A 25,608-nucleotide genomic window follows, 5' to 3' on the forward strand; every position below is an offset into this window, starting at 1 on the left:
AGCAGAGCATATTAAAAAGGATTATTGGGGTTTGAGTGCTGAATTATAAGGAAAGAGAATAACAAGGAGTGATGACCGTGAAAATAGCAATCGCAGGCGGAACGGGCTTTGTCGGAAACGAACTGACTGACTATCTCGCTGAAAACGGAAATGAAGTGCTGATTTTAACCAGATCGAAAAAAGAAAGCGATAAAAGCGGTGTCCGGTTTGTTGAATGGATGACAGACGGCGCTGCTCCTGAAAAAGAGCTAGAGGGCATTGATGCCTTTATCAACCTTGCAGGCAAATCCATCAACGACAGATGGACAGAGGAAAATAAAAAAGAAATCGTCGAAAGCAGAATCAAAACAACCCGTGAAGTATACAGAATCATCGACAGCCTCCAGAAAAAACCTGAAGTCCATGTGAACGCAAGCGCAGTGGGCATTTACGGAACGTCAGAGACCGAGACATTTACGGAAGAATCTAATCCCGGCGCTACTGATTTCCTGTCAGAGACCGTCATCAAATGGGAGCAGGAAGCAATGGAAATTGGAAAACTTGGTGTCCGCACCGTTTTTGTCCGCTTCGGGATCATTCTCGGTGACAAAGGGGCGCTTCCGGCCATACTTCTTCCATACAAATTATTTGCGGGCGGGACAGTGGGCTCAGGCACACAATGGATGTCATGGGTTCATATACATGATGTAGTGAGACTTATACATTTTGTGCTTCAGAAGAAAACGATTGAAGGTCCGGTGAATGCCGTTTCGCCAAACCCCGTGCAGATGAAGGAATTCGGTAAAACCGCAGCGAAAGTACTTAAACGACCCCATTGGATTCCGGCACCGGGCTTTGCACTGAAACTGGCGCTTGGAGAACGAAGCATCCTGGTTCTTGAGGGCCAGCGGGTCATCCCGAAAGCCGCTGCAGAAAACGGCTTTGCATTTTCACATCCAGTACTCGAGGAAGCTTTATCTGACATTTTAAAATCTAGATAGGACGCTTAGAATAGGAGTTTGCCATGGACAGCTTTTTATTCAGGAATGCAACCATTTACCCCATAACGTCAAAAACACTCTATCAATCGGATCTGCTCGTGACAGGAGGAAAAATTAAAGCGATCGGCAAGAACCTCCCTGCTCCGCCTGATTCAGCCATCATTGAATGCGGGGAGCAGTTTCTTTTCCCCGGCTTTATCGATGTTCATACACATCTCGGCCTGTACGACGAAGGCACGGGCTGGGCGGGAAATGATGCGAATGAAACCATTGAAGTGCTCTCGCCTCACATCCGCGCCCTTGACGGAGTTCACCCGCTTGATCAGGGATTTAAAGATGCTATCCGGTACGGCATCACGACCGTACACGTCATGCCCGGCAGTGCAAACGTAATCGGAGGAACAACATCCGTCATTAAAACCCACGGCATCAACATCAAAGACATGCTCGTGGTGGAAACGGCTGCTCTCAAAATTGCTTTAGGAGAAAATCCGAAGCGGATTCACAGCCACGGCAATAAGGATTCCATTACAAGGATGGGCATCATGGGGATGCTCAGGGAAGCTTTTTATAAAGCTAAATGCAGCATGAATGACTGCGATGATTTCAGATCCATCCCCATCAAAAAAGTGCTGAACCGTGAAATACCGGTCCGGATTCATGCCCACAGAGCAGATGACATCCTGTCCGCCATCCGGTTTGCAGAAGAATTCGATCTGGATTTCAGGATTGAACACTGTACAGAGGGCCATTTGATCGCAGATGAATTTATCGGAAAAAACATCAAAGTAAGCGTCGGTCCCACCCTTACCCGCAAATCAAAAATCGAACTCAAAAACAAAAGCTGGGAAACGTATCAGGCACTCGCTGACCGGGGAGTCGAAGTCTCCATCACAACGGACCATCCCTACACCCCGATCCAGTATTTAAACGTGGTCGCATCCATCGCAGTAAGGGAAGGTTTTGACGAAAAACTCGCTCTTGAATCCATCACGATAACTGCTGCCAAAAACCTGATGATCGACCACCTTGTCGGAAGCCTTGAACCGGAAAAAGACGCGGACATCGTCCTGTGGAACCACCACCCGTTCCACTACCTCGCAAAGCCCGAGCTGACAATGATAAATGGGAAAATAGTCTACCAAAAAACCTGAATTTCCCTCTTGAAAAACAGCGCTTTTTCCGTCTCAAAAAATGTGCTCAAATTCACATAAAATTAACAAAAAAAATTGTTTCATTTTGAAAAAAAATCGAGTATGATACGAGAGGAAAGAGTAATAAGCTAGAAAAGCGGAAGCGCCCGTTTTGCTCCGGCAGTCAGATAAGAAATCACCCGAAAAGTCCGGGTTTGACTTTTTGAAGATTTTGTTCTGACAGAGGAGCAGGGCGCTGCAGCTGGACAATAATTACTAAAAACCGAATGATGCAATTGCGTGGGAAGGCAAATGGTGCGCCACCAGTAAACTGGTCCTAGTGGGTTCGATTCCCACCCCGAAATTTTTTGGCTAATTTAAAAAATTTCGAGGGTGGGACTTTCACACGACAAGTCTGTAAGTCTGCCCTCTGGTTGGAGGGACAGCAAATGCTTAAAAAACGTGATATTCATGACAGTCAGCCGCTATATGATCATATGATCCACCCTGATGTCTTCCCATTTGTGCGCCACAAAGCAGCATCAATTGATGAATATCTTTTTTTAACCAAACAGACAATTGAAGCAGAAGAGCGCGGGGAATTAATTTCACGTACCATTCTTGATGAATGGGGCTCTCCAATCGGAACAATCAGTCTGTTTGACATTCAGGACAACGCAGGATTTCTCGGCACATGGCTCGGGAAACCCTATCACGGAAAAGGCTATAACCAGGCCGCAAAAGATGCCTTCTTCAATGAACTCTTTTTTGAGCTTGGCATCGAACGGATTTTCCTTCGCATCCGCAAGAAAAACGTCCGTTCAACAAAAGCAGCCGAAAAACTGCCGTACGTTGTCTACGCGAACGAAACAAGAAAACCGCTCCTTGATGAAATCAATCAGGGTGAAGATATCTATAACCTTTACGAAATTTCAAAAGACCTTTACACCTTCTATACGGTGCGCACCGCTGCAGAAACAGAGGAACAGCATCTTAAAGAGGCTTAAAATAAGAAAAGCCTAAAAACCTGCTCGCATAAAGCAGGTTTTTTTGTATGAGAATTTGCTCCGATGACGAAAATAGTTGTGACACAAATTCGAAAGGGTGAAAAAGCATGTCGGACAACAGAAAACGCGAAAAAACACGCAACTCTCTAAGCGGCGCTCAAGAAGTAACCTATTCAAGGGAATTTAAAATGGCAGACCGCGCGGGCGGGTACATAGGCAGTAAGAGCGGACGCTGAGGTTGGAGCATTAACGTTGGTAAATATCTTGGAAAAGTGCTGTGAACCTTGGTTTACAGCACTTTCTTTGTTGATTGTTTTATGGAAAGTGCGCTTAAGTTGGGATTGCAGCACAATCATGGATGATTGAGCTTTGGAAAGTGTTCTTAACCTGAGTTAACTGCACAAACTTTGTTAATCGTTCACTGGAAAGTGTTCTTAACTTGAGTTAATAACACAAACTTTGTTGATTGTTCACTGGAAAATGTTCTTAACCTGAGTTAACAACAGAAACTTTGTTGATTGTTCACTGGAAAGTGTTCTTAACCAGAGTTAACAACACAAACTTTTATGATCGTTCACTGGAAAATGTTCTTAACCTGCGTTAACAGCACTAACTTTCATGCCCCCTCTGTGTAAAGGGTTCTTAACCAGCTCAAAAACTAATAACCGCTTCACCGCAAGTGAGCTTAACGCCTAAAGTCAGCAACTACCAGCATAAGTCCTCCCAAATAATCCACACTAAAAAAGAACATTTCGTTCAACTTTTTTTAGGGGGGCTTTTATCATGGGAAGAGCAAACAGCCAGCAGTCCAAAAACAAGAGCAACTTGCCTCAAGTACCAAAAAACTTAAAAAAAGAAGCTGACGGTGTTTACGAGGAATATTCAGCTGAACTCGCAGACAGTGCAGACAAACAAGCTCAGGCTAGAGCCAAAGCTGCCGATCAGCGTCAGGGAAAATCATTATAGCAGAAAAAAATCAGCCAGTGATGGTTCTTCCGTCACTGGCTTTCAAATGTTGATAAAGTTATCCACACACCTGTTGATAATGTGAATAATATTTTTCCGGCATGAACATCCCCACTATTCACCTTATTCCCACAGTCCACAGATTTCACGGAAAGTCTGTGATTAAACTGTTGATAATGTGCATAAGTCGTGTAAACGCTTTACATTATTGTTTCTAAACGTAAATCATCTGTGGATATCTTCGCACATGCCTCTTTTATCCCATTGTGGATAATTATGAATAGTTTCTTAAAGATATACACACTTTAAAAATACATCCAAGATTGGCCCCATGATATGTACAAAGCTGCCTTCCCGGCGGCTTTTCTTTTTTATAGCTGTATAAAGTAACATCAACTGAAAAAGCCCCGCACTAAGTGCAGGACCTTCACTTAACTCACTTTGAATCCACTACTGCTCCATGGTAAAAACGCTTTTTGTGCAGCTCAATTTTGAGGTTGCGGCACAGCTGCTTCAATTCGCGTTCTTCACGTTCTGTCACAAGAGATACGACCGTTCCGCTGGCACCGTTTCTACCCGTACGGCCTGAGCGGTGAACATACTGCTCAGAGGTTTCCGGCAGGTCATAGTGAATGACGTGCGTCACTCCTTCAATATCAAGGCCCCGTGCGGCAACATCTGTTGCAAGCAGCATGGAGATCTCCCCTGTACGGAAGCTTTTCATCGCTAGTTCCCGCTCGCGCTTTGAAGAGTCGCCGTGAAGGATGCCAAGCTCAATGCCTTTGTACATCAGCTTTTCAGCAAGGACCGCTGCATTGCCGATATCCTTTACGAATGCAATCGCTTTTGTCCCTTCCACTCTTGAAAGCTTTTGAAGAAGGTCAATTTTGTCGCGCTGTTCGGATGGAAAATAGATATGTTCAACATCAGACTGAACGGCTTCCCCGCGGCTGATTTTAATCAGCTCCGGATTTTGCATCAGCTTTTTTGCTTCTGCTTCCGTTTTTTCAGGAAGAGTCGCAGAGAAAAGGAGAAGCTGTCTGTCTTTTAACGTTGTTTTAATGATGTTTTTGATGTTTGAAAGATGCTCAGGCTGAAGCAGCTGATCGCCTTCATCAAGAACAATCGTCTTGACCTCATGCATTTTGATTTTTTTTTGATTGATCAGTTCATAAACGCGGCCCGGTGTTCCGACGATAATCTGCGGGCGCTTCTTCAGCTTCTCAAGCTGTCGTTTCACATTGGCTCCGCCGATGAAGCTTGCACCGAGAATGCCGCTCCCTGCAGACCATTTTTGAATCTCCTCATGGATCTGCATGACCAGTTCCCTTGAAGACGCCATGATCAGTGTCTGGATATTCTTGCTCTCAGGATTGATGCGCTGCAGGACTGGCAGCAAATAGGCAAGCGTTTTGCCCGTTCCCGTCGGCGATTCTGCGATCACGTCGCGTCCGTCCAGAATGGCAGGAACCGCCTTTTCCTGAATAGCTGTTGGAGTTGTATACGAAGCCTTTTCCCAGGCTTCTTTTAAAAATGGTTTTGCTTCTTCAAGCATTGACCATGTGCTGTTCATTTGTTTTCACCTTTTCGTTTCTGAAGTCCGTTTTCCTAAAAGAAAAACGCATTTTCTTATTATATACCATTTCGGCGGAGGGAAAAACAGCTCTTGTTCTTCCTCCTCCAAGAATATCCTGAAAATTACCAGTTATTGTTTTAACTTTTCGTTTCCAGCTTATATAATAGACTCCATAAATAGAACTTTTCACAGAGGAGAGAACAGAATGACTGTCATTGGCATCGACCTGGGCACATCCAACAGTCTTGCAGCGTTTTGGTCTGAAGAAGGGCCAAAAATTATTCCAAATGTACTCGGCAGCAATTTGACTCCATCCATTGTCAGCATTGATGACAACGGCGAAATCCTCGTCGGCGAAATTGCAAAAGAGCGCCAGATCTCACATCCCCACCTTACAGCATCCGCTTTTAAGCGTTATATGGGCACGGCTAAAACCTATCATCTTGGAACCTATCAATTATCTCCGGAGGAATTGTCCTCCTTCGTTCTTCAGTCTTTAAAAAGAGATGCAGAAACGTTTTTGAACGAAGAAATCACGCATGCGGTCATCAGTGTTCCTGCCTATTTTAATGACCAGCAGCGAAAAGCGACAAAGCGTGCAGCCGAGCTTGCAGGTCTTACAGTTGACCGTCTGATCAGCGAACCGACAGCTGCAGCCATAGCATACGGCTTTCACCAGCAGAATGAAGACACCCGCTTCCTCGTCTTTGACCTTGGCGGCGGAACGTTTGACGTATCGATTCTTGAGCTTTTTGAAGGAGTCATGGAGGTTAAATCTATTGCAGGAGACAATTTTCTCGGCGGCGAGGACTTTACGAACCTGCTCATGCACTATTTTTTGAACGACCACAAGCTTGCGGCAGATGACCTGGATGCACGGGCGCAGTCTGTCCTGTTCAAACAGGCGGAAACATGCAAACGGGAGCTAGGCAGCCATCATCAGCGCGGCCGGATGGTGCTTCATCACAACGGACAGGAGTATGCAACCAGCGTGGACAGGGCCACTTTTGAAAAAATATCACAGCCGCTAGTGCTGAAACTGCGGAATCCTATCGAACGCGCACTGCGCGACGCCGATCTGCAGACAGACGAGATTGACGCTGTCATCCTGATTGGCGGAGCTACTAGACTTCCGATGATCAAAGGCATTGTCACAAAGATTTTCGGCAAGCTTCCGTTTCTGACGATTCACCCCGATGAAGCAGTAGCTCTGGGAACAGCCGTCCAGGTGGCGCTGAAGGAGCGGAATGAAGCCGTTGATGAGCTCATCCTGACCGATGTGTGCCCTTATTCGATCGGAACAGATGTCGTGAAGCAGCACGATGCAGACTCCTACACGTCCGGCCATTTCCTGCCGATCATTGAGCGGAACACGCCGATACCCGTCAGCAGAGTCGAACGCCTCTACACCATTAAAGACAACCAGGACCGGATTGTCATTGACATCTATCAGGGAGAAAGCAGACGCGTTGAAAACAACTTGAAGATTGGGGAACTGACTGTTCAGATTCCAAAATCGCCTGCTGGAAAAGAAGCTGTCGATGTGCGCTATACATACGACATAAACGGCCTGCTTGAAGTCGAGGTCACAACCATCAGCACCGGCAGCAAACAGAACATGATGATTGAAAAAAATGCAGGGAGCATGACCCCTCTGGAAATGGAAAAAAGAATGGAAGAGCTCAAGGCTCTTAAAATTCACCCGAGAGACCGGACGGAAAACAGGCTCCTTCTTGCAAGAGGCGAACGGTTATATGAGGAAACACTCGGACGCGAACGGGAGGCTGCAGCTGCAGCTCTTGAACAGTTCGAACACATCCTTGCCTCACAGGATGACCAGAAGATCCGCGCAGCCGCAGCGCGCTTAAAAGAGATCCTGGAAGAGATGGAGAACTGGAGCAGACAGCGATGAATTCAGCGTGGAAGATACTAGGGATCGAACCGACCGACGACATGACCGCTATTAAAAAAGCCTACTCGGCAAAACTCAAAATTCATCACCCTGAAGACGACCCAGAAGGCTATCAGAGGCTGCGGGAGGCCTTTGAAACGGTCAAAAAGGCAAGGAAAAACCGAAACTTACGTCCTGCTGAAGAAAGAAACTATGAAGAGACCGTACATGTACCTATGGAGGAGGAACCTGCCCCTCCCCTCCCGTCTCATTTCCCATTTTTAGAATGGCAGGAGACAGAAACAGATTCCCGCTCAACTATCGATTTGTTCATGGAGAAGGTGGAGCATATTTATGAGCATTTCCCTTCCCGCATAAACCAGGAGAAATGGCTTGAACTCCTCAATGATGATGCATTGTGGGACATGGAGCAAAGAGATTATCTGAGTGAACGGCTCCTGACCTTTCTCGAGCTGAATCCTTATCTCCCGGACTACATCTGGAAGCTGCTTGAAGACACCTTCCAGTGGACTGACATGCTGAGGGAGGACCCGTATCTTCTCGTCGAAGAAGAAACCGAAGCATTTCTCCGGCGCCTGAAAGACAATACAGGGCTCTATCCATCGCTTTCGTATAAGCCACTTTTACATATCGAGGACATTCCATATGATCTCTATCTGATGAACCGGGAAAGAGCCCTTGACGAACTCCTTGAAAACCGGCTGGAAGAAGCAGAAACTTATGTGAATACGGCCTTGTCCATTTTTCAGGATGATCCGCAGCTGCAGACAATTGCCGGCATGATTTATGAACGGAGCGGAAGATTTGAAGAAGCTGCCGCTGCTTTTGAAAAAGCATGTGCACTTCAGCCTGAAAACATCAAAAATCGAATGCTTCTTGCACAGCTGCTATTTAAAACAGGAAAATATAAAGAAGCGGAACAAGCCTGCCTGAAAATCCTTTCTGACCATCCGGATCAGCCGGATGCCATCAGCCTTTTAGGCAGAATTTATTTTCAAACAGAAGAATGGCAGAAAGCGCGTGAAACCTTTATGCACCTGGAGAGTATTCAAGGGAAAGATGCAGAGACCATTGTTTATCTGGCTAAGATCAATGATTTTCTGCTCAGAAACAGCTTTAAGCGCAAGCCCCTGACCAAAAAGGAGCTAAAAAAGGAAATCATGCCTGATACGTTCAGCCAAAAGCTGACTGCTTTTCTAAGCTGCCATTTAAAATGGAAAATCATTTTTGCGCTGTCCATATTGATGGTGAGTCATAACAGACTTCAGGCTCTTGGCGGAGAAGATTGGTTTGATCATCCCATTCTTAAGGTTGTGTACGCGATCTTTTCCATCTTTCATTTCATAGATTTCTCTTTCTTTTTAGAGTACACAGCACCTCCCCTGTTTTGGGCAGCCCTATGGATAACTTCCATCATCACCATTTTGAGAGAGTGGAACCGCGTCCGGAAAACGGTCTTATAGAAAGGAGGAGCAGACTGATGAACCGCAAACAGAAAAAATACATAAACACACTGGCTCCGCTGTGTCTGATAGGATATTCCACCTTCTACTACTCTCTTTATCTGACAGATGTCCCGTTCAGCAAACGCACCGCCAGAAGCCACTTGAAGCAATTTGAAATCGCAGACAAAAACGGTGCTAAGGAACGGCTGGAGTGGTTTTTGACAATTGGAAACAGAAGAGAATTTCATGCTCTGCAAAGCGCCTTTCTTTTCCTCTCGGAGTCTGAGGCACAGGAGATGATTTCCAGCGAAGAAGATGAAGTGCTGACGGCAAAGCTCTCAGCCGCAAAAAAATACATGCATCGCCTAAACGCACACAGCATCGGCGCGTTTGATCTCTCAAACGCACTGATAGTCGCACAGCACGCAAAAAAAACGGGGCTTCTTACCCAGGAAGAAGCGCAATACTACGAGCTGCGCGCAGTCAAACTTGTCCAGACCATGTACACGGACTGGAGCGAATACCTGACCGCCTGCACAGCAGGGGCCGAATTTGTTCAAACAAGCAAAGACGAACAGGAAAAATACCTGAAAGCACAAAAAAGCACTCTGATCAAACTGATGGCATCCAAGCACAGTCCGTTCAGAAAGCTTGATTTTATGACGAGTTTTTCTTAATGAAGAAAGGAAAGAAACCCGGGAAGGTGTTCCCGGGTTTCTGTTGATAGAAGGATATTCAGGAGGCATACTCTTCCGTGCGCATTTCCTTGGCTAAAACCCAGCCGTTTAATCCGTAAGAAGCTTCAACGTTGTAGTATATATACCTGTTTTTCACAATATGGTCGGTTAATTCCTTTACATTTCTATAATCCATCGGCCATCCATAGTCTTTTGATTCCTTCAGCAGCTCCTTATGATCCTCAGCAAAATCTGTGATATCACCTTCAGTAATGTCACAATGCTGCCCGGCAGCTGGTCTTCAAAATAGTAAGCAAAGAAGTCATCAAACAGCAGCTTTGCTTTGTTCCCCTTTTCATCCACTGCTTCTATTTCAATGTGTAAGTTTTCGAAATCAACTTGATAGGCAAGGATTTTGCTGTCGTGGATTGTGAACATGATGTTGGATTCTCCTTAATCAAATGTGGTATTGGGATTGCAGGCACCTTGCATCAGCCATGTTGCCTAACTCCCTGCTTAAGACTATATTTTAATTATTATCCACACTTACCCGAAGGAAATATAACATGTAACCACATTCATATAATAAAGAAGTTAAACATCAAATTTAGAGATGTTTAACTTCTTTGTTTTTTGTAATATGAATGACTTTTCAGTTAATTATTTTCAGTAATCTAATAACTGCCCTTTAACTTAGATTTTTAATAGCATATAGTTTTTACCTTCCTTTAAGCAATAACTAATTTTTTCAACATTTTAGTATTTGAAATTATACTCTTGTCAATAACAATCCCCTTATCATTTAATATAAACAAAAACGGTTTTACTTTTAAAAAGATATCTTCCGGTTGTTGATAAGAGTATTTAAAATTATTTAAATCAAAATGTTTTTCCTGGAAATAATCCTTTGTTTTTTTTTCATCGCCAAGGAAGACAATATGTAACTTACCCCAATATTCTTTTTTTGTGTAAATTTCTTTTAGAACACGTTGGCATTTACACTAACAGAAGTATTAATAAACACTTTTTCAATATAAGATAGAGACATTTAGAGACATTACTTAACCTCCTGACGTCTTATTAGTGGGATAGAAACTATGATTAGTAGTAAGATATATCCCATAAAAATCGCAATATCTCTATTTTGGTAATTATTATAGAAATCAGTAACCGTTAACGGTAACCATTCTGAAAAAAATCCGTATGAATTTAATATTCCAGAAATAATGGAAATTCCTATAGTCCCCACAATCACACCCATCCCACCAAAAAGATAGGCTAAACAAAATGCAAATAATATTAAAATTGAACTTAAAGCAACAAAAGAAGCTCCAGCAATTAAAACTTCTTTCCAAAAAATAGAATTTTTCAAAGGGGGTATACTTTCTGGCAATAGTAGGTATGAGGTAATAACAACAAAAGAAATAAAAAGCATAATATAAATCAGAATAGTCATAATAGATACAATTAATTTAGAGAAATAAACCCTTAAGCGACTAGGACTATTAAGGTAATAAATTGATATAATCTTCTGATCAATTTCGCTCCCTATCATTTTCCATAAAAGAATACAAACCATAACGGCTGTTATACCTGTCATATTAAAAAGTCCAATTATACCAATTAACAACTCACCTACCATAACAGTATCGTTTCCTTCTTGACTAAGTTGAATTATTGAACCATTAGAATGTAATTGATAAACAATAAATAACCCTAATGATACTAGAGTAACAATCGAAAAATAAAATTCTTTTCGACACATTAATTTACGTAGTTCTACTATTATTAATTTTTTCATTTAATCACCCTATTAGTTAAATAAGTTTTTTAAATAATTTTCATTTGAATCAATATGCCTTAAGCTTATCCCAGTATCGTTAAAGCAACTAATAATATAATTTAATGCGTTATTTTTATCACATAAAACTTCAAGTGTTTCACCAAATGAAGTTACCTGAAGTCCTTTAGCAACCAAAATATTAAATGCTTGCTGATTATTGGTTGTAATAATTTTAATAGTTTTATTTTTATTTAGCTCGACAATACTGGAATTCACTTTTAATATTCCTTTTTTCAAATACAAAATTCTGTCCACAAGTCCTTCCATTTCCATTAGTTGATGACTAGAGACGAATACCAAACATCCATTATTTGCAAGTCTTTTTATTGTTTGTCTTAAATCCTCTATACCACTCGGATCAAGTCCAATAAAAGGTTCGTCTAGAATGATAATTTGAGGTTCATCTAATAAAACACCTGCTAATCCTAATCTTTGCGTCATACCGAACGAGTAGTCTCTGACCTTTTTCTTTGATTTTTTCAAATTTACCAGTTCTAATACTTCATCAATTTTTTTCCTTTCAACACCTCGTAGAATACAAATCTGTCTTAAATATTCGTAGTTGTTTAAGTATTTAGGTATCTTAGGTTCGAATAAGACTCCTACTTGCTTATATATCATTCTCCAATCTTTCCATGGATCGAATCCGAGCACTTTAACAGATCCTTCTGTTCTATTATTTAATCCCGTTAATACTTTCATAAGAGTACTTTTACCGGCTCCGTTGTTTCCTAATAAGCCTAATACTCCTGGTTCTCTGATGGAAAATGAGATATTGTCTAAAATGCTCGTTTCTCCAATTTTTTTCGACATTTTTTCAACTTCAATTAGGTGATTCACTACTTGTATACCTCCAAATTTAATATCTTAAGAACCCTTTTTTCTTTTTCGATAAATCAAAATATATACTAAATAAATAGCTGCCAATCACATAAACTAATACTGCATTAATAATAGCAAGGATAAAAAAAGATTATCATGGGTTTGTATGTAGATATTTATTGATAAAAATGGAATAATTAATGAACCCGTAAAATTTATTACCTCACCCCATCTATCCCAGGGTAGGACAGAAAATAAGAGCAGCCCGGAATACCCAATCCATGGAAAATAACATAACAACTAGTTCTATGTATTTATTAGGAATATATTTCCAACGACTCACTTAAATATAGAATATTTTGTTATTTTTGTAAATAATTCATCTTATAAAAACTGTAAAATTTAATAATTTCATAGACTTTTAGGAACATAAGGACACAACTAGCTATTTTTATTAATCCTAATTATATTCATATATATAATCTAAATAATCAATTAATTTTATTAAATAATAGTTTCACTATTTTTAATGCTTAAATTAGTTTTTGCATGTTCAATCTACTACTTGGATAACATAGATAAGACGTTATTTTACTAGAGTTTAGGATTTAGGGAGGAGAATTTGTTCATAAGAACACAAGCGTCAGAAAAATCACTTGAAATATCAGGGGAATATTTTGATTAAACTAATAGCAACCAAGCACAGTCCCTTTCCAAAAATTGATTTTAATACAACTTTTTCTGGAGCATATCCTGTTGATGTGCTTTTTTTGTTTAGAGGGTTTTAGTAAAAAAGCCTTCCCTGTTTCACGCAGTTGAATAGGATATCCGGTTTACGAATGTAAATTTAATGAATTTTCTGTACTCAATAAAAAGATTTAGACTATAATTTCCTTATCAACCATTAAGGAGGAATTTTCAATGAGAAAGATCATGAAGAAAACCGTACAACCGTATAAGGGGGCAGCACTTCTTTAATTGTCACGGTGTACTCCCTTATATGTGTTCATTTAAATAACACATAAAGGGGTAAATCATGGATTTTCCAGTTAAAAAGTTTTTCTCTTATTATAAGCCGCATTTGAGATTATTTTTATCCATTTTGGCATGTGCTTTGATTGTATCGGCATTGTCTTTGGTATTTCCGCTGCTTGTGCGGTATATCACCAAGGAAGTTTTGGCGGGAGACTTGTCAAATGCGATTCAGCAGGTGTATTGGGTTGGCGGGCTGATGCTCTTGGTTACCGCCGTTCAAAATATCGGAAACTATATCGTGGATTACAAAGGTCATGAACTTGGTGCCAGAATGGAAAGCAGCCTCCGCACCGAGCTGTTTGAACACATGCAGAAGCTTTCGTTCAGCTTTTATGATAAGGAAAAGACCGGTCAGCTCATGGCCAGAATTACAAACGACCTGCTTTGGCTGTCCGAGCTGTATCACCACGGACCTGAAGACTACTTAAAATATCTCGTCCGCTTTATCGGAGCCTTTTTCATCTTGTTCTTTATTAACGCGCCGCTGACGATTGTGATCTTCTGCTTTTTGCCTGTACTTGGGTTCATCATCTACTATTTCAATAAACTTGAAAACAAGGCGCTGATCCGAAACAAAGAAAGAATTGGAGATGTAAACGCCCAGGTGGAGGATAGTCTGGCCGGCATCCGGGTTGTGAAATCTTTTGCCAACGAGCAGGTAGAAATCGGGAAGTTCACCCGTGAAAATAACCGTTTCCTTGAAAGCAGGATCAGCTTCTATAAGACAGAAGCTAATTTTTACAATGTCACCCAAACGTTCATCCAGCTGATTACGATTGCGGTCATCATCTTCGGAAGTTCAAGCATCGTAAATAAGACGTTGGATTTAGCCGACTTGATCACGTTTATGCTGTATATAAACTACATGCTCGAACCGGTTCAAAAAATGGCCCAAATGAGCACGTTATTCCAGGAAGGAATTACAGGCTTCCAACGCTTTACGGAAATCATGAAGCTAAATCCCTCCATTGAGAATAAACCAGGTGCGGTTACGCTCGAGAACGTGCGCGGCGAAATTGAGTTTAAGCACGTTCAATTCCGGTACGAAGATCATCTGAACAATGTCCTAGATCAATTGTCGCTGAAAATAAAACCCGGGGAATATGTTGCTCTGGTTGGCCCATCAGGAGCAGGCAAAACAACATTTTGCTCTCTAATCCCCCGCTTTTATGATGTAAGCGCCGGTGAAGTCATGCTTGACGGGATTGATGTGCGTACAATTGATTTAACCTCATTAAGGAACAACATCGGGATCGTTCAGCAGGATGTTTACCTGTTTGCCGGGACAGTGATGGAAAATATCGGCTACGGCAACCCCGAAGCAAGTGATGAGGAAATTATCGCTGCAGCCAGGAGCGCCAATGCCCACGACTTTATCATGAAACTGCCGGACGGCTATCAGTCAGAAATTGGCCAGCGGGGTGTAAGACTTTCTGGCGGACAAAAGCAGCGGCTCAGCATCGCCCGCGTCTTCCTTAAAAATCCGCCAGTCCTGATTTTAGATGAGGCAACGAGCGCGCTCGACAACGAAAGTGAAAGCATCATCAAGGACTCACTGGAGCTGCTATCAAAAGGCAGAACAACCATCGTCATCGCCCACCGCCTCTCCACAATCCGGAACGCACACCGGATTATCGTTTTAACAGAAGAGGGTATTGCCGAAGAAGGAACACATGATGAGCTGCTTTTGAGGCAAGGAGCTTATTCGCTTCTCTATTCAAAGCAGTTTGAACCAATTATATAATTTTTTTCTGACTCGGCTCTTTTGAAAGAGCCGGGTTTTGTTTTGGACAGAATTTTTTTAAGAAAAGCACTCTTCCGTACTCATCCCCTTGGCTAAAACCCAGCCGTTTAATCCGTAAGAAGCTTCAACGTTGTAGTATATATACCTGTTTTTCACAATATGGTCGGTTAATTCCTTTACATTTCTATAATCCATCGGCCATCCATAGTCTTTTGATTCCTTCAGCAGCTCCTTATGATCCTCAGCAAAATCTGTGATATCACCTTCAGTAATGTCACAATGCTGCCCGGCAGCTGGTCTTCAAAATAGTAAGCAAAGAAGTCATCAAACAGCAGCTTTGCTTTGCTCCCCTTTTCATCTACTGCCTTCATTTCAATGCACGCATTTTCAAAATCAACTTGATAAGCAAGGATTTTGCTGTCGTGAATGCTGAACATGGAAGCACCTCCTTAATTGGATATAGTAAAGTTCTTGTCACTTACCGTTATGATCACTCAACTGGTACTTGAACCTCCTGAAGACATCAGGCGGTGAACAATCCGCCTCTTCATCAGGAATATAGTACTCCCGATCATGGTAAGGCAGTTCTACCTTTTCCCAATCAAAGTCATCTTCCACGCACTTAATATACATGTCGTACCCTTCACCATCAGATGGAAATAACCCCAGCCTTGACTCTTTATGTTTCAGTGCCGTATCAATCGCTTCTCTCAATTCCAGTAATGCTGCCTCGTTGGCAACCAGGAAGGCACTTTGATGCCACATCCGCTGACCATACATATGGCACAAAGGAAGAGGCTCATCCTCTCCATAAAATTGTTTGCTGTAAGCGCGTTTCAGCTGATTCAAAACATCTTTCGGATTGCCAACATCCAAAAAGGCATCCATTTCGGTGTCTTCATACTGTCTTTGCCCGTCTCGGAACCGCGAAAGAAAGTCATGATACAACTCATTATTTTCCACAAACAGATATCTCTCCAGCGCATCATCAGGATCCGCTATCAAGTAGTAACAGTGAAGTTCTCTCGCATCCTTTTTATAAAGGTAATGAAAAAGCGAATCTGCTATCTTATTATTTTCTGCCAGTTGGTAGTTGTGCTTCTTCAATTTATTCGGCCTGATGATTTCATGAACAAACGGGATCCCCGGTATATGGATAGCGGTAAACAACTTGGCATCAGCCATTGCTTCATCTCCTTTCGACTAAAAAACCTATGATTCTAATTTAATCCATCCTACTCTCCTTTTTCCCTCTATCAAAAAGAAAACCAGATTCACTCTCATATATAGTAAAATAAGGAAAAGGAGAGATGAACGTGTTTACAAAGGATCAATACATGCCCGAGGTTGAGGGCAGGTTTATTAATAGAAGACTTCATCCGGAGCATCCGCATATCGTGATCCTCAACTACACGGATCATGCTACATACGAAAAACGGTGGAATGATGTCACCATTCATTGCAGGGGGCTGATCATTGACGAGTCAACAGGCGAAGTGCTGGCAAGACCGTTTCCGAAATTTTTCAACTATGGAGAGATGAAGGAATTAGAGTCCGGCATCCCTTTTTCTGAAACGCCGGAATTTACGGTCAAGCATGACGGGTCGTTAGGCATTTGCTACAGGATCAATGGTCAAATCTACTGGTCTACACGGGGGTCTTTTGAATCCGATCAGGCGAAGGCTGCTCAAATGATCTGGGATCAAACCTACTCCCATGTCCAGGTTCCGCCTGAAGTGACACTGCTGGTGGAAATTATCCATCCTGCTACGAGGGTGGTTGTTGATTATGGCGGCATGACCGATTTAATTATCATCGGGGCCGTCAACAGGTTCACAGGCCATGACTACAGCTATGCCGAGCTGCAGGAACTCGGAGCAGCACTCGGAATGCAGGTTACAGAGCAAATCAAGCTGACGGTTGAAGAAGCCATCAAATTAAAAGACACTATGGACCATAACAGTGAAGGCTGGGTCCTCAGATGGTCCAACGGCATGAGGCTGAAAATCAAAGGAAACAGCTACCTGGACATACACAAAATTGCGTACGGCCTTTCAGATAAATTAAAAACCGAATACTGGGCACTTGGAAAAATAGAAGAACTGATCTTGAAGATGCCTGAAGAATTCCGAAATGAAATCGAGGGCTTTAAAGCTATCCTGGATCGTCAGCTCATGGAATTGACAACAAGCATTGCCCATCACTATTCAAGTGCAAGCGGAAATTCATCCGACAGGAAATCATTTGCCATCTATGTGAACCAGTAAGTCCCCCGCGAGCTGAAATACTTAGTATACAAACAGGCAGACGGGAAATTGACGGAGCAAACCGTCAAGGAACACATCTACAAAAATTACCTCAGCTATAAAGGAGAGATTGAGTAATGCCATCCTTTCATATGCTGATCGGGTTACCCGGAAGCGGCAAATCCACCTATGCTGAAAAGCTCGCAAAAGAAATCGATGCAGCTGTCTTCTCCTCCGACCTGCTCAGAGAAGAACTGCTTGGCAATGTGCATGATCAAAGCCGGAACGATGACATTTTTGAAGAGATGCATAAACGAATCAACCTTCACCTTGCTAATGGTGGAACTGCCATTTATGACGCCACCAATACGAACCGCAAACGCCGGAAACACCTGATCAGCCATGTCATCAAATGCGAAAAGAAATTTGCCTACTATGTGAATGAACATTATGACACCGTAACAACACGCAACGCGGGTCGCGAGCGCAAAGTTTCAAAGCAGGTCATTGACCGAATGTACAAGTCCATGCAAATACCTTTAACATATGAGGGCTGGGATGATGTCATCATCGTCTCAAGCGAAAAGAGCATCTCAGACGCCAGACAAGCTGCGGAGAACCTCATTACATCCGAAACGGACCATGATCTGCTTTTTGCACAGCTTGCTTCTTATATACCTGACTTTCACTCCATCTACAATGTGCCGCATGATTCTTCCTACCACAGCTTTTCCATAAGCAGGCACACATACCACGTGTGGAAGACCATATTGGAGAATGACCAGGGCACAGACAAGCTTCCATTGCTCTGGGCCGCCTTGTTTCATGATGCGGGAAAAGGATTCTGCAAGTCATTTATCAACTACAAGGGGGAGCCGACGAAATACGCCAGCTTCCTCGGACATGAATATGTGTCCTCCCAGCTGGCTGTCTACTGGCTCACGGCGCTGGGCTACGGCAAACCCTTCATACAGGTAACAAGTGACCTTATACAAATGCATATGATCCCAATGAAGGCCACGGCAAAGAAAATGAAGGAAGTCGAGCAGCTGATCGGTGAAGACGCCTTCACTAAACTGCTCATCCTTCATGAAGCAGATATGGGCGCCAAGTAAAGAGTCTCAAAGTATTAAGCACAGGGATGGTTCCCAGCCATCTCGTGCTTTCAAATGGTCAAAAACAGCATGTCCATACCGGCAACCTGGGCGACCTGCTGTTTTCAACTATCATCCGCACTAACCAGGAGGAACCATGAAAGACTATTTATCTCAATTTCTGCAAAAACACTTTAACAGCCTAAAACTGGAGCCACCCCTCTTCTATTCCACTCCATACGGCATACGCTTTGAAATTGCTATACCCTGGATGAAACATGAGGACAAACGCAACCTTCGCCAAATCGAAGAACGAAGCACAGGCATATTCAATAAAGTGTTTCAAGTTGGAGATGACGTGCTTTTAATAACCGACATTCACTGCGGAAGGCACGACCGGTTTCTGCAAAAAAGACCCTCAAACGTGTACCAAAAATACATCAAAAACAAAGCGCTGCTGCAAAACCTGAAGCATACGACGCTTCCCGACGCCTTCTCAGAAGAAGAAATGGTCACACACCGTTATATTCTTCCCTGCAAAAAAAGCGACATCCGGTACAGCGCGCTGCTGTCTGCCATCAGCTACGAAGACTTCCGGCACCCATCCACCATCCTGAAGGGCTTCCCCAAAATGCGGATCAATATTTATTTTATAAATACCACCCGGAAAATGATTTACCATCTCTACGATGACCGGGGCTGTGATGTCATTGCATCGAGAAAAGAAGATTTGCTCCCGTTTTATCACGAGCTTAATGGGTGGATACTCGATTATGACCGGGAGGAGATTGATGGGGTGTTGGCGTAATTGTGTGGGGACAGGTTTCATTCCTGTTCCCTTTTCTTAAAAGAAAAAAATGAAAATCAAAGTTCATCCATTTCTATATAGTAATCAGGATCCCTATCCATTTTCATAAAAAACTCTTTCAATGAACTGGCTATTAGTGTCTCGAAATAATAGACCGGAGTTTGTTCCTGACTATCCAAACCGAGTGTCAAATAGACACCTTCATTGACCTCTAAGAATACCAGTCTATCCTCGTCCTCATAAATGCCATCCAAATCCGGATCATGTTCGTAAATTCCCTCTCTCAGAGTAATATCAGCGATAGTATCAGGATCCATGACTCTATTAATCGCATTCCTATGACTCTTTTTAATAAATCCGTAACCAACTTCCCGGTAAAAATCTTTAAGTTCCTCAGGGATTCTGATTCCAAGCCTCTCTTCTGCTTTTAACACGTCATTTTTCTGTAATTCATAAAAGGTATGATCACTTTTTTTCATAAAATCATATCCCGCCATGACATTGCCTCCTGTCTCATGATTCAATCGTCGTTCGGTCAACAAATTTTTGGTTTTCCTTAATTATCAGGAACATTTAAGTCTTTCTCCTACTCCCCTTCCAAAGGAAATTCAAGCCGGAAAACAGTGCCCCTATGTTTTACAGAAGAGACATGAATGCTGCCGCCATGGAGCTCTGCGATCGCGCGGGCGATGCTCATTCCCAGGCCGGCGCCTTCTGTCTGCTCATCTGTGCTTGTGCCGCGAAAGTAGCGGTCAAAGAGGTGCTGGACCGTTTCTTCGTCCATTCCCGCACCGTCGTTAGAGATGGTGACAACGGCGGACTCCCCCTGTCTGCTGACTGAAGCGGTAATGCTCGTTCCCTTTGGATTATGCTTGATGCCGTTATAGATCAGGTTATCGAGCATCCGCTCAAACCAGCGCCGATCTGCATGGATGTAAAGGTTTGAATCTGTGCTTTTAAAATGAAAGGGAACATCTTCAAGGGTGCGGTCGTTGGCAAATTTAAGAAGGATGTCCCTTACTAGTTCATTCAGTTCAGCAGGCTTCAGCTGATGGGGGAGCGACTGGTTTTCGAGCTGGAAGGCAAGGGAGAAATCCTCAATTAAGGCCGTCATATAATCTCCTTTTTCCCTGATCATCTGTCCCATGTCCTGAAGCTCTTCTTCTGTCCAGCGGTACTGTCCGCTTTCAAGCAAATGGGCATAGCCCTGGATTGTTGACAATGGTGTCCTGAGATCGTGGGAGATGCCCGTCATCCACTCTTCACGCGTTTTTTCCAGCCGGTCCCTTTCCTTGTCTGCGGCAGAAAGCTTTTCGGCCATTTCGTAGAAGGCCCCTATCACTTCTTTAAAGAGCTTATACTTCAGGCGCACCTTCCCATTTTTCTTGAAGACTTTTTTGCGCTCTTTTTCTGTCAGTACTTCCCCGTAATTCCCGTATCCCATCCTTTCAAGCCAGCTGGTGAAGAGAAGGAGGGGCTGGCTGTACCTGAATCCCTGCCAAAAGGAAATGCCTAACGTTAATGTGAGCAGAACCACTCCGAGGATAATAATGAGCCTAACAATTTCGGTAAGAATGGAGAAGGTCACTGGCTCTGCACCTTGCTTGGGTGTATGCAGAATCCAAGTAAGGCCAGATTTTGGATCCATGAAAATGGCTGTATGGGTTTCGAATTTTCCTGGTGAAGTTGTCCTGACAAGCACGTCCAGCGGCTTGTAGTCTTCCTCCATCTTTTCAGAGCCGGTTGACTGGACAACTTTCCCTTCCTGGTTTATCACCTGGATCGAGCCTTCCATTTTCTCTAATTCCCTTTCCAGCTGCTTAAGGTTTTCACCAGAAATCCTGCCATTGCTTGAATACAGTGAAAACAAGTGCTGGAGGCTTTCCTGCTCATTATTTTCATATCCAAGCATATAAAAATACGGTTTTTCAAAGGTGGTATCGACTTGGGAATAGACGTAGAAGCCTTCATATTGGTTCGTTTTTTCAATCTGGAGAATCTCGCTGACTGAGTATGAGTCAGGCAGGAATTTAGGTGTATTTTCTGATCCGATGACGTCTCCTTCCATATCAACAACCTGCACCCAAAGATTCCGTTCTTCGAGCTGGTGTTTCCACACATCGCTGATGGTGGCCTTATTTTCCTCGATCTGCGTTTCAATCGCAATGTTTTCAAGGGCGCCTTCAGGGAAGTTTTGCTTCATTTCTTCTCTGTTTACATGCATCAGAAGCACAAATAGAAGCACCAAAGAAATAATCCCGACAAACACCATGATGGAAATGAACTGAAGGGAGAAGTGAAGAGCCAGTCTCCGCCTGAGCGACCTCAACCCTTTTTCTCCTTGACCAGCTTGTAGCCCAGACCGCGCACGGTCACGAGCAGTTCAGGCTGGCTCGGGTCTTTCTCGATTCTTTCCCGGATTCTTCGAATATGTACTGTAACGGTGTTGTCATCCACAAAGCTATCAAATCCCCATACGGCTTCAAGCATCTTCGTCTTAGAAATGACGGCATTCGGGTGCTGGCACAGATACTGCAGCAGGAGAAATACCTGGGCAGGCGTCTGCACGGCCTTGCCCTCGACGATCAGTTCCCCTGCTTCTTCATCCAGGATAAAGCGCCCGAAATCATGCTTCCTTCCAGTCTCTTTTAAGGAAGGGGCATGAGCTTGGTTCCGCCGGAGCCTAGCCTTAATCCTCGCTGCAATTTCAAGCGGGTTAAAGGGCTTGGTAATATAATCATCCCCGCCGATCGCAAACCCTGTCAGCACATCAAGGTCGGAGACGCGTGCTGTTAAAAAAAGAATATAAGCGTTGGAGATTTCCCTGATTTTCGGGCAAATATTGAAACCGCTCTGTCCGGGAAGCGTAACATCAAGCACCACGATATCAATAGGGTGCCGGGAAACACACTCAAGCGCATCTTCTGCAGTATAAGCTTTGTGTATATGGCTGAATCCTTCTTTTCTAAGAACCGTTTCCATTAATTTAACGATTGATTTTTCATCATCCACTAATAAAATTTCTGTATTCTCCACTTTTATCCACCTCGGTGAATATCGTAGCACATAAACATTACCAGAATATTAACAACTCTCGGAAAAGTTTATCAGAAAGTAAACTTCTGTTTCTTCAAGGGAAATAAAGGCACTTTATACTGAGTAAAAGAGAATCTTCCAAAAAGGATGCAGCAGCCGAAGATTGGTTTGCTACCCATGACAAGTGGGAGATTCTAGAGTATGAATTTAAAAATAATAAATCGGAGGATAAATACGATGTCAAAAGAAAAAAGCGGTGAAATGAAAAACAAAGATGCAGCTTTGAAGAATGCCCAGCCGGCCGCAGACAGCACCAGACCGTTCGGTGCCCACATCCTTATGAGCTGGTGGAAGCCACTCGCAATCATCGTTGTGCCATCGGTGGCGCTGGTTGTCATGCAGGTCTTGTTTCGCCTGGCCGTCGGCCTCATTGAAGGCAGCGACGATCCGCTGTCACCTGCTTATACGCCGTTGAGGTTTCTAAGCGACAGCTTAAGCATAGGCTTCACAGGTGTACTGGCGGTCTTGCTCCTCGTCTGGATGACCAAAGTGCCTTGGCGCAGCCTGCTCAGCTCACCGCGGGCATTCGACAGACAGCGCTTCGTGCATTACCTGATTGGCGCGGCACTGCTTGTGGGCGTCGGGATCGGTGTGATTGCACTCGTCGCACCCGAAGCACCGGGATGGACGGCCTTCGGTTTTACTGGCACCACGATTGCTATGCTTGTGGTCACTTTCTTGTTCACTCCGATACAGTCCGCAGGGGAAGAGCTGATGTATCGAAGCGCCGTCATGCCGGCCGCTGCGTCATGGGTGCGTCCAGTCCTCCCTGCCTTGGTCGTCGGACTCCTGGTATCCAGCCTTCACTTCGCGGTGATGCACGGTTCCACCGACCCTTGGCTGTTTGGGTACTTCTTCGTTGTCGGCGCCTCGACAGCGCTGATTGCGATCATCAGCCGCGGCATCGAGGCGTCGATCGCGTTTCACGTCGCGAACAACGTCATGATGTCGACCGTCAACTCGCTCATGGCTGACGGCAAAGTATACACCTTGGACCGTTCCACTGAAACGGGAGATGCGTCGCTGCTCATCCTTGCCGCCGTCAACGTCGCCATGGTCGCATTTGTCTGGATGCGCGAACGGCGGGCGGGCGTTGCCAAGCAGTCGGGATTGACAAATGATATGAAATAAATACGTAAAGTGTACGCATATTACAATCCGCATACTAGGTATGGAGCAGGTATTTTTAAGAGTAACAGCCTTTACGTTTAATAGAATGCAACTTTCCCGGGGAGTGTTACGTTTCATTCATGAAATGCTAGTGCGATGATCCATGCCTCTAAGATCAATCCGTATGAAAGAATAAAAGTTTTAACACGCAATGGTTTATAGGAAAGCAGCAAACAAACATTTTCCATAAAGGGGTGACCGTCTATGTTAACTTCCAATCCGTTAAATACATCAGGAAAAACTGTAAGGAAAAGCAAGGAGCCTGGCTGGCCTGAAATCGGAATAATGGGCCTCGCCTATGTTGTACTTGTGATCGGAATCGCACAAATCATTAATATGACCACGGAGGATGCTTCGGTCATAAGCGGGATCAGTTTTGCTGCATTATCAGGTCTAGCCGGATTAGGTGCTTTCCTTGCAGCTTATGTATTGCGTATTCGCTCCAGAGAAGCTTTCGGCATCCGGGGGACATCTGTACGATGGCTGCTGGCTGGCATCGGCTTCGGGATTGGTGTCTTACTACTCACTCGTATTTACGCCCTGGTTATGTTTTATATAGGAGTCAGCGCCAATACCCAGGCGTCTTATCAATCTGCAGCGAGCGGAGGAACCCTTGCATTTATCGCTCAATTTTTGATGATTGCTGTACTGACACCGCTTGGCGAAGAATTTGCTTTCCGCGGCGTTTTAACCAATGCGCTGAAAAAATATGGGCCATGGATCAGCATAATTGGCAGTGCTCTTATTTTTGCTACGGTTCACGGTTTGAATGAAGTATGGCTGGCTGCTTTCGCGACGGGTTTGGCCACTGGTTATTTGTTTTACCGGACGGGCTCAGTGTGGCCCGGGGTTATCGTCCATGCAACCTACAATGGATTGATAACAATCCTGACTGCAGTTGTGGCTGGTTCTCTATAAAGACTGGGCTCCTATCGTTGCAGAAATGATAAAAAAGGGGTAAGTCATAATGGAACCAACAATAAGTAAGGAACGAATTGATGTTATTGATTTAATTCGAGGGTTTGCCTTAATGGGTCTTCCTTTTGTTAATGTGCTGGCTCTTTGGAGAACAAACGTCAATTTATCAGGAACGCAACAGGATATTTTGGTTCAGCGTTTCTTGTATTTGTTTGTTGAAGGACGCTTTTACGCTATATTTTCCTTTTTGTTCGGATTGGGACTTTGGATTTTCTTATCCAGGGCGAAAGAGAAAAGTGACCATCCATCCACCCTTTTTATTCGGCGTATGCTGGTTTTACTTGCAGCAGGAGTCTTGCATCATCTAATATACGATGGCGAAACCTTGCTGCTCTATGCCATTATGGGGCTTCCTTTGTTTTTTCTTGATAAGGCCCCAAAACAGATGAACCTAATCTTAGGGATAGCAGGAGTTATACTAGCGAGTTATCTTGAAAATAAACTGCTTGCCATTTTCCCTTTTTTTATTTTGGGGCTGGCGTTCGGGCAATATCGTGTATTTGAACATTATCTAAAAAACCGAAAAATGTGGACGATGACTGCTATTCTTTCATTTGCTGCAACTAGTATAATAGCCGTTTTTCTTTGGCAAGAAGCACCTGACAATGGATCGGCTAACCGTATGACTGGAATTGAGTTATCTGAAGCACAAACCGACTCGAATGTTGCCTTTTATGCCTTTACAGAATTGTCCTTAGCATTTGCTCCGTTTTTCTCTGTTTTTTACGTCAGTTTTCTTGTTTTGCTTGAACCCCTTATTCGGAAAATGTTATCCCCATTAAATGCATTCGGACGAATGGCGTTTACCAATTACATTGGTCAATCCATTATCCTGATTATCATTGCGGTGTTTATTCCAGTTAATACGATAGTTTCCTACACGACTTCAGCGATAACGTGTCTCCTTGTAGTAATCGTGCAAATCATCGCCTCTTCGTATTGGCTTAAGTATTTTAAATATGGTCCGTTAGAATGGCTTTGGAGATGCGGAACGTATGGAAGCTGGCTTTCGATACGAAGATACACAGATGCAAAAAATTCAAATTAAGAAACATAAAATTTGAAAGGAGAGAGTT

Annotated in this window: 25 protein-coding genes; 15 read left to right on the forward strand and 10 right to left on the reverse strand. The window is 43.4% G+C overall.

The window, feature by feature from the left end; genetic code table 11:
- Positions 1-77 precede the first annotated feature (77 nt).
- The 5 genes from ACTSEZ_RS18110 to ACTSEZ_RS18130 all read left to right on the forward strand — a co-directional run bounded on the left by ACTSEZ_RS18110 (position 78) and on the right by ACTSEZ_RS18130 (position 4,086).
- A complete protein-coding gene (locus tag ACTSEZ_RS18110) occupies positions 78-980 on the forward strand; it encodes a TIGR01777 family oxidoreductase (protein WP_369735751.1) in 903 nt (300 codons plus the stop codon).
- A gap of 23 nt (positions 981-1,003) precedes the next feature.
- Positions 1,004-2,134, forward strand: coding sequence for an amidohydrolase (locus ACTSEZ_RS18115; protein WP_369735752.1), 1,131 nt, complete (start codon positions 1,004-1,006; stop codon positions 2,132-2,134).
- A gap of 428 nt (positions 2,135-2,562) precedes the next feature.
- Positions 2,563-3,120, forward strand: a complete 558-nt coding sequence (locus ACTSEZ_RS18120) for a GNAT family N-acetyltransferase (protein WP_369735753.1) — start codon at positions 2,563-2,565, stop codon at positions 3,118-3,120.
- Positions 3,121-3,227: 107 nt separating this feature from the next.
- A complete protein-coding gene (locus tag ACTSEZ_RS18125) occupies positions 3,228-3,356 on the forward strand; it encodes a YfhE family protein (RefSeq protein ID WP_369735754.1) in 129 nt (42 codons plus the stop codon).
- A 547-nt stretch (positions 3,357-3,903) separates the two neighbouring features.
- The gene (locus tag ACTSEZ_RS18130) at positions 3,904-4,086 is read left to right on the forward strand and encodes a YfhD family protein (protein WP_369735755.1); all 183 of its coding nucleotides are present in this window, start codon (positions 3,904-3,906) and stop codon (positions 4,084-4,086) included.
- 436 nt (positions 4,087-4,522) lie between these two features.
- Here ACTSEZ_RS18130 and ACTSEZ_RS18135 read toward each other — a convergent pair whose 3' ends face one another.
- Positions 4,523-5,659: a DEAD/DEAH box helicase gene (locus ACTSEZ_RS18135; protein WP_029567081.1), complete on the reverse strand. Its 1,137-nt coding sequence runs from the start codon at positions 5,657-5,659 to the stop codon at positions 4,523-4,525.
- A gap of 208 nt (positions 5,660-5,867) precedes the next feature.
- Here ACTSEZ_RS18135 and ACTSEZ_RS18140 point away from each other — a divergent pair, with 208 nt between their 5' ends.
- Genes ACTSEZ_RS18140 through ACTSEZ_RS18150 form a run of 3 tightly spaced genes read left to right on the forward strand, consistent with a single transcriptional unit; the run spans position 5,868 to position 9,696 of the window.
- Positions 5,868-7,574, forward strand: a complete 1,707-nt coding sequence (locus ACTSEZ_RS18140) for a molecular chaperone HscC (RefSeq protein WP_369735756.1) — start codon at positions 5,868-5,870, stop codon at positions 7,572-7,574.
- Positions 7,571-9,037 (forward strand): J domain-containing protein, encoded by a 1,467-nt coding sequence (locus ACTSEZ_RS18145; protein WP_369735757.1) that lies wholly within the window; start codon positions 7,571-7,573, stop codon positions 9,035-9,037. Before ACTSEZ_RS18140 ends, ACTSEZ_RS18145 begins: the two co-directional genes overlap by 4 nt.
- A gap of 17 nt (positions 9,038-9,054) precedes the next feature.
- On the forward strand, positions 9,055-9,696 hold the full coding sequence (locus tag ACTSEZ_RS18150; protein WP_369735758.1) for a DUF1266 domain-containing protein: 642 nt from the start codon (positions 9,055-9,057) through the stop codon (positions 9,694-9,696).
- A 58-nt stretch (positions 9,697-9,754) separates the two neighbouring features.
- Here ACTSEZ_RS18150 and ACTSEZ_RS18155 read toward each other — a convergent pair whose 3' ends face one another.
- The 4 genes from ACTSEZ_RS18155 to ACTSEZ_RS18170 all read right to left on the reverse strand — a co-directional run bounded on the left by ACTSEZ_RS18155 (position 9,755) and on the right by ACTSEZ_RS18170 (position 12,379).
- On the reverse strand, positions 9,755-9,892 hold the full coding sequence (locus ACTSEZ_RS18155) for a hypothetical protein (RefSeq protein WP_369735759.1): 138 nt from the start codon (positions 9,890-9,892) through the stop codon (positions 9,755-9,757).
- 26 nt (positions 9,893-9,918) lie between these two features.
- Positions 9,919-10,134: a hypothetical protein gene (locus ACTSEZ_RS18160; protein WP_369735760.1), complete on the reverse strand. Its 216-nt coding sequence runs from the start codon at positions 10,132-10,134 to the stop codon at positions 9,919-9,921.
- A gap of 619 nt (positions 10,135-10,753) precedes the next feature.
- Positions 10,754-11,497: a hypothetical protein gene (locus ACTSEZ_RS18165; RefSeq protein WP_369735761.1), complete on the reverse strand. Its 744-nt coding sequence runs from the start codon at positions 11,495-11,497 to the stop codon at positions 10,754-10,756.
- 12 nt (positions 11,498-11,509) lie between these two features.
- Positions 11,510-12,379 carry an ABC transporter ATP-binding protein gene (locus ACTSEZ_RS18170; RefSeq protein ID WP_369735762.1) on the reverse strand — a complete coding sequence of 290 codons (870 nt, stop codon included), beginning with the start codon at positions 12,377-12,379 and terminating at the stop codon, positions 11,510-11,512.
- A gap of 1,018 nt (positions 12,380-13,397) precedes the next feature.
- On the opposite strand from ACTSEZ_RS18170, the gene ACTSEZ_RS18175 reads away from it, so the two are divergent.
- Positions 13,398-15,140 carry an ABC transporter ATP-binding protein gene (locus ACTSEZ_RS18175; protein WP_369735763.1) on the forward strand — a complete coding sequence of 581 codons (1,743 nt, stop codon included), beginning with the start codon at positions 13,398-13,400 and terminating at the stop codon, positions 15,138-15,140.
- Between the two features lie 221 nt (positions 15,141-15,361).
- Here the strand turns inward: ACTSEZ_RS18175 and ACTSEZ_RS18180 are convergent, their stop codons facing one another.
- The gene (locus ACTSEZ_RS18180; protein ID WP_369735764.1) at positions 15,362-15,577 is read right to left on the reverse strand and encodes a hypothetical protein; all 216 of its coding nucleotides are present in this window, start codon (positions 15,575-15,577) and stop codon (positions 15,362-15,364) included.
- 37 nt (positions 15,578-15,614) lie between these two features.
- Positions 15,615-16,325 carry a hypothetical protein gene (locus ACTSEZ_RS18185; RefSeq protein WP_369735765.1) on the reverse strand — a complete coding sequence of 237 codons (711 nt, stop codon included), beginning with the start codon at positions 16,323-16,325 and terminating at the stop codon, positions 15,615-15,617.
- Positions 16,326-16,456: 131 nt separating this feature from the next.
- Between ACTSEZ_RS18185 and ACTSEZ_RS18190 the strand changes: the two genes are divergently transcribed.
- The 3 genes from ACTSEZ_RS18190 (at position 16,457) to ACTSEZ_RS18200 (ending at position 19,288) form a co-directional block, all read left to right on the forward strand.
- Positions 16,457-17,407: an RNA ligase gene (locus tag ACTSEZ_RS18190; protein WP_369735766.1), complete on the forward strand. Its 951-nt coding sequence runs from the start codon at positions 16,457-16,459 to the stop codon at positions 17,405-17,407.
- A gap of 116 nt (positions 17,408-17,523) precedes the next feature.
- Complete coding sequence (locus ACTSEZ_RS18195) at positions 17,524-18,501, forward strand: AAA family ATPase (RefSeq protein WP_369735767.1); 978 nt, start codon at positions 17,524-17,526, stop codon at positions 18,499-18,501.
- Between the two features lie 136 nt (positions 18,502-18,637).
- Positions 18,638-19,288: a DUF3885 domain-containing protein gene (locus ACTSEZ_RS18200; protein WP_369735768.1), complete on the forward strand. Its 651-nt coding sequence runs from the start codon at positions 18,638-18,640 to the stop codon at positions 19,286-19,288.
- A 56-nt stretch (positions 19,289-19,344) separates the two neighbouring features.
- Here ACTSEZ_RS18200 and ACTSEZ_RS18205 read toward each other — a convergent pair whose 3' ends face one another.
- The 3 genes from ACTSEZ_RS18205 to ACTSEZ_RS18215 all read right to left on the reverse strand — a co-directional run bounded on the left by ACTSEZ_RS18205 (position 19,345) and on the right by ACTSEZ_RS18215 (position 22,324).
- Positions 19,345-19,785 carry an SMI1/KNR4 family protein gene (locus tag ACTSEZ_RS18205; RefSeq protein ID WP_369735769.1) on the reverse strand — a complete coding sequence of 147 codons (441 nt, stop codon included), beginning with the start codon at positions 19,783-19,785 and terminating at the stop codon, positions 19,345-19,347.
- An 89-nt stretch (positions 19,786-19,874) separates the two neighbouring features.
- Positions 19,875-21,617, reverse strand: a complete 1,743-nt coding sequence (locus ACTSEZ_RS18210) for a sensor histidine kinase (protein WP_369735770.1) — start codon at positions 21,615-21,617, stop codon at positions 19,875-19,877.
- Positions 21,614-22,324, reverse strand: coding sequence for a response regulator transcription factor (locus ACTSEZ_RS18215; protein WP_369735771.1), 711 nt, complete (start codon positions 22,322-22,324; stop codon positions 21,614-21,616). Before ACTSEZ_RS18215 ends, ACTSEZ_RS18210 begins: the two co-directional genes overlap by 4 nt.
- Positions 22,325-22,561: 237 nt before the next feature.
- Between ACTSEZ_RS18215 and ACTSEZ_RS18220 the strand changes: the two genes are divergently transcribed.
- From ACTSEZ_RS18220 to ACTSEZ_RS18230, 3 genes are all read left to right on the forward strand, one after another.
- On the forward strand, positions 22,562-23,515 hold the full coding sequence (locus ACTSEZ_RS18220; RefSeq protein ID WP_369735772.1) for a CPBP family intramembrane glutamic endopeptidase: 954 nt from the start codon (positions 22,562-22,564) through the stop codon (positions 23,513-23,515).
- 243 nt (positions 23,516-23,758) lie between these two features.
- Positions 23,759-24,472 (forward strand): CPBP family intramembrane glutamic endopeptidase, encoded by a 714-nt coding sequence (locus tag ACTSEZ_RS18225; protein WP_369735773.1) that lies wholly within the window; start codon positions 23,759-23,761, stop codon positions 24,470-24,472.
- Between the two features lie 49 nt (positions 24,473-24,521).
- Positions 24,522-25,580: a DUF418 domain-containing protein gene (locus tag ACTSEZ_RS18230; protein WP_369735774.1), complete on the forward strand. Its 1,059-nt coding sequence runs from the start codon at positions 24,522-24,524 to the stop codon at positions 25,578-25,580.
- Positions 25,581-25,608 lie beyond the last annotated feature (28 nt).

This window comes from Metabacillus mesotrionivorans, assembly GCF_052171315.1.
Lineage (GTDB): Bacteria > Bacillota > Bacilli > Bacillales > Bacillaceae > Bacillus_P.

Bases quoted from the DNA above. Each gene is read 5' to 3' on its own strand.
- ACTSEZ_RS18175 (WP_369735763.1), top strand. From the start codon at position 13,398: ATGGATTTTCCAGTTAAAAAGTTTTTCTCTTATTATAAGCCGCATTTG.
- ACTSEZ_RS18135 (WP_029567081.1), bottom strand. From the start codon at position 5,659: ATGAACAGCACATGGTCAATGCTTGAAGAAGCAAAACCATTTTTAAAA.
- ACTSEZ_RS18130 (WP_369735755.1), top strand. From the start codon at position 3,904: ATGGGAAGAGCAAACAGCCAGCAGTCCAAAAACAAGAGCAACTTGCCT.
- ACTSEZ_RS18115 (WP_369735752.1), top strand. From the start codon at position 1,004: ATGGACAGCTTTTTATTCAGGAATGCAACCATTTACCCCATAACGTCA.
- ACTSEZ_RS18145 (WP_369735757.1), top strand. From the start codon at position 7,571: ATGAATTCAGCGTGGAAGATACTAGGGATCGAACCGACCGACGACATG.
- ACTSEZ_RS18205 (WP_369735769.1), bottom strand. From the start codon at position 19,785: ATGGCGGGATATGATTTTATGAAAAAAAGTGATCATACCTTTTATGAA.
- ACTSEZ_RS18225 (WP_369735773.1), top strand. From the start codon at position 23,759: ATGTTAACTTCCAATCCGTTAAATACATCAGGAAAAACTGTAAGGAAA.
- ACTSEZ_RS18180 (WP_369735764.1), bottom strand. From the start codon at position 15,577: ATGTTCAGCATTCACGACAGCAAAATCCTTGCTTATCAAGTTGATTTT.
- ACTSEZ_RS18125 (WP_369735754.1), top strand. From the start codon at position 3,228: ATGTCGGACAACAGAAAACGCGAAAAAACACGCAACTCTCTAAGCGGC.
- ACTSEZ_RS18185 (WP_369735765.1), bottom strand. From the start codon at position 16,325: ATGGCTGATGCCAAGTTGTTTACCGCTATCCATATACCGGGGATCCCG.
- ACTSEZ_RS18160 (WP_369735760.1), bottom strand. From the start codon at position 10,134: ATGTTCACAATCCACGACAGCAAAATCCTTGCCTATCAAGTTGATTTC.
- ACTSEZ_RS18200 (WP_369735768.1), top strand. From the start codon at position 18,638: ATGAAAGACTATTTATCTCAATTTCTGCAAAAACACTTTAACAGCCTA.
- ACTSEZ_RS18155 (WP_369735759.1), bottom strand. From the start codon at position 9,892: ATGGATTATAGAAATGTAAAGGAATTAACCGACCATATTGTGAAAAAC.
- ACTSEZ_RS18165 (WP_369735761.1), bottom strand. From the start codon at position 11,497: ATGAAAAAATTAATAATAGTAGAACTACGTAAATTAATGTGTCGAAAA.
- ACTSEZ_RS18150 (WP_369735758.1), top strand. From the start codon at position 9,055: ATGAACCGCAAACAGAAAAAATACATAAACACACTGGCTCCGCTGTGT.
- ACTSEZ_RS18140 (WP_369735756.1), top strand. From the start codon at position 5,868: ATGACTGTCATTGGCATCGACCTGGGCACATCCAACAGTCTTGCAGCG.
- ACTSEZ_RS18220 (WP_369735772.1), top strand. From the start codon at position 22,562: ATGTCAAAAGAAAAAAGCGGTGAAATGAAAAACAAAGATGCAGCTTTG.
- ACTSEZ_RS18120 (WP_369735753.1), top strand. From the start codon at position 2,563: ATGCTTAAAAAACGTGATATTCATGACAGTCAGCCGCTATATGATCAT.
- ACTSEZ_RS18195 (WP_369735767.1), top strand. From the start codon at position 17,524: ATGCCATCCTTTCATATGCTGATCGGGTTACCCGGAAGCGGCAAATCC.
- ACTSEZ_RS18230 (WP_369735774.1), top strand. From the start codon at position 24,522: ATGGAACCAACAATAAGTAAGGAACGAATTGATGTTATTGATTTAATT.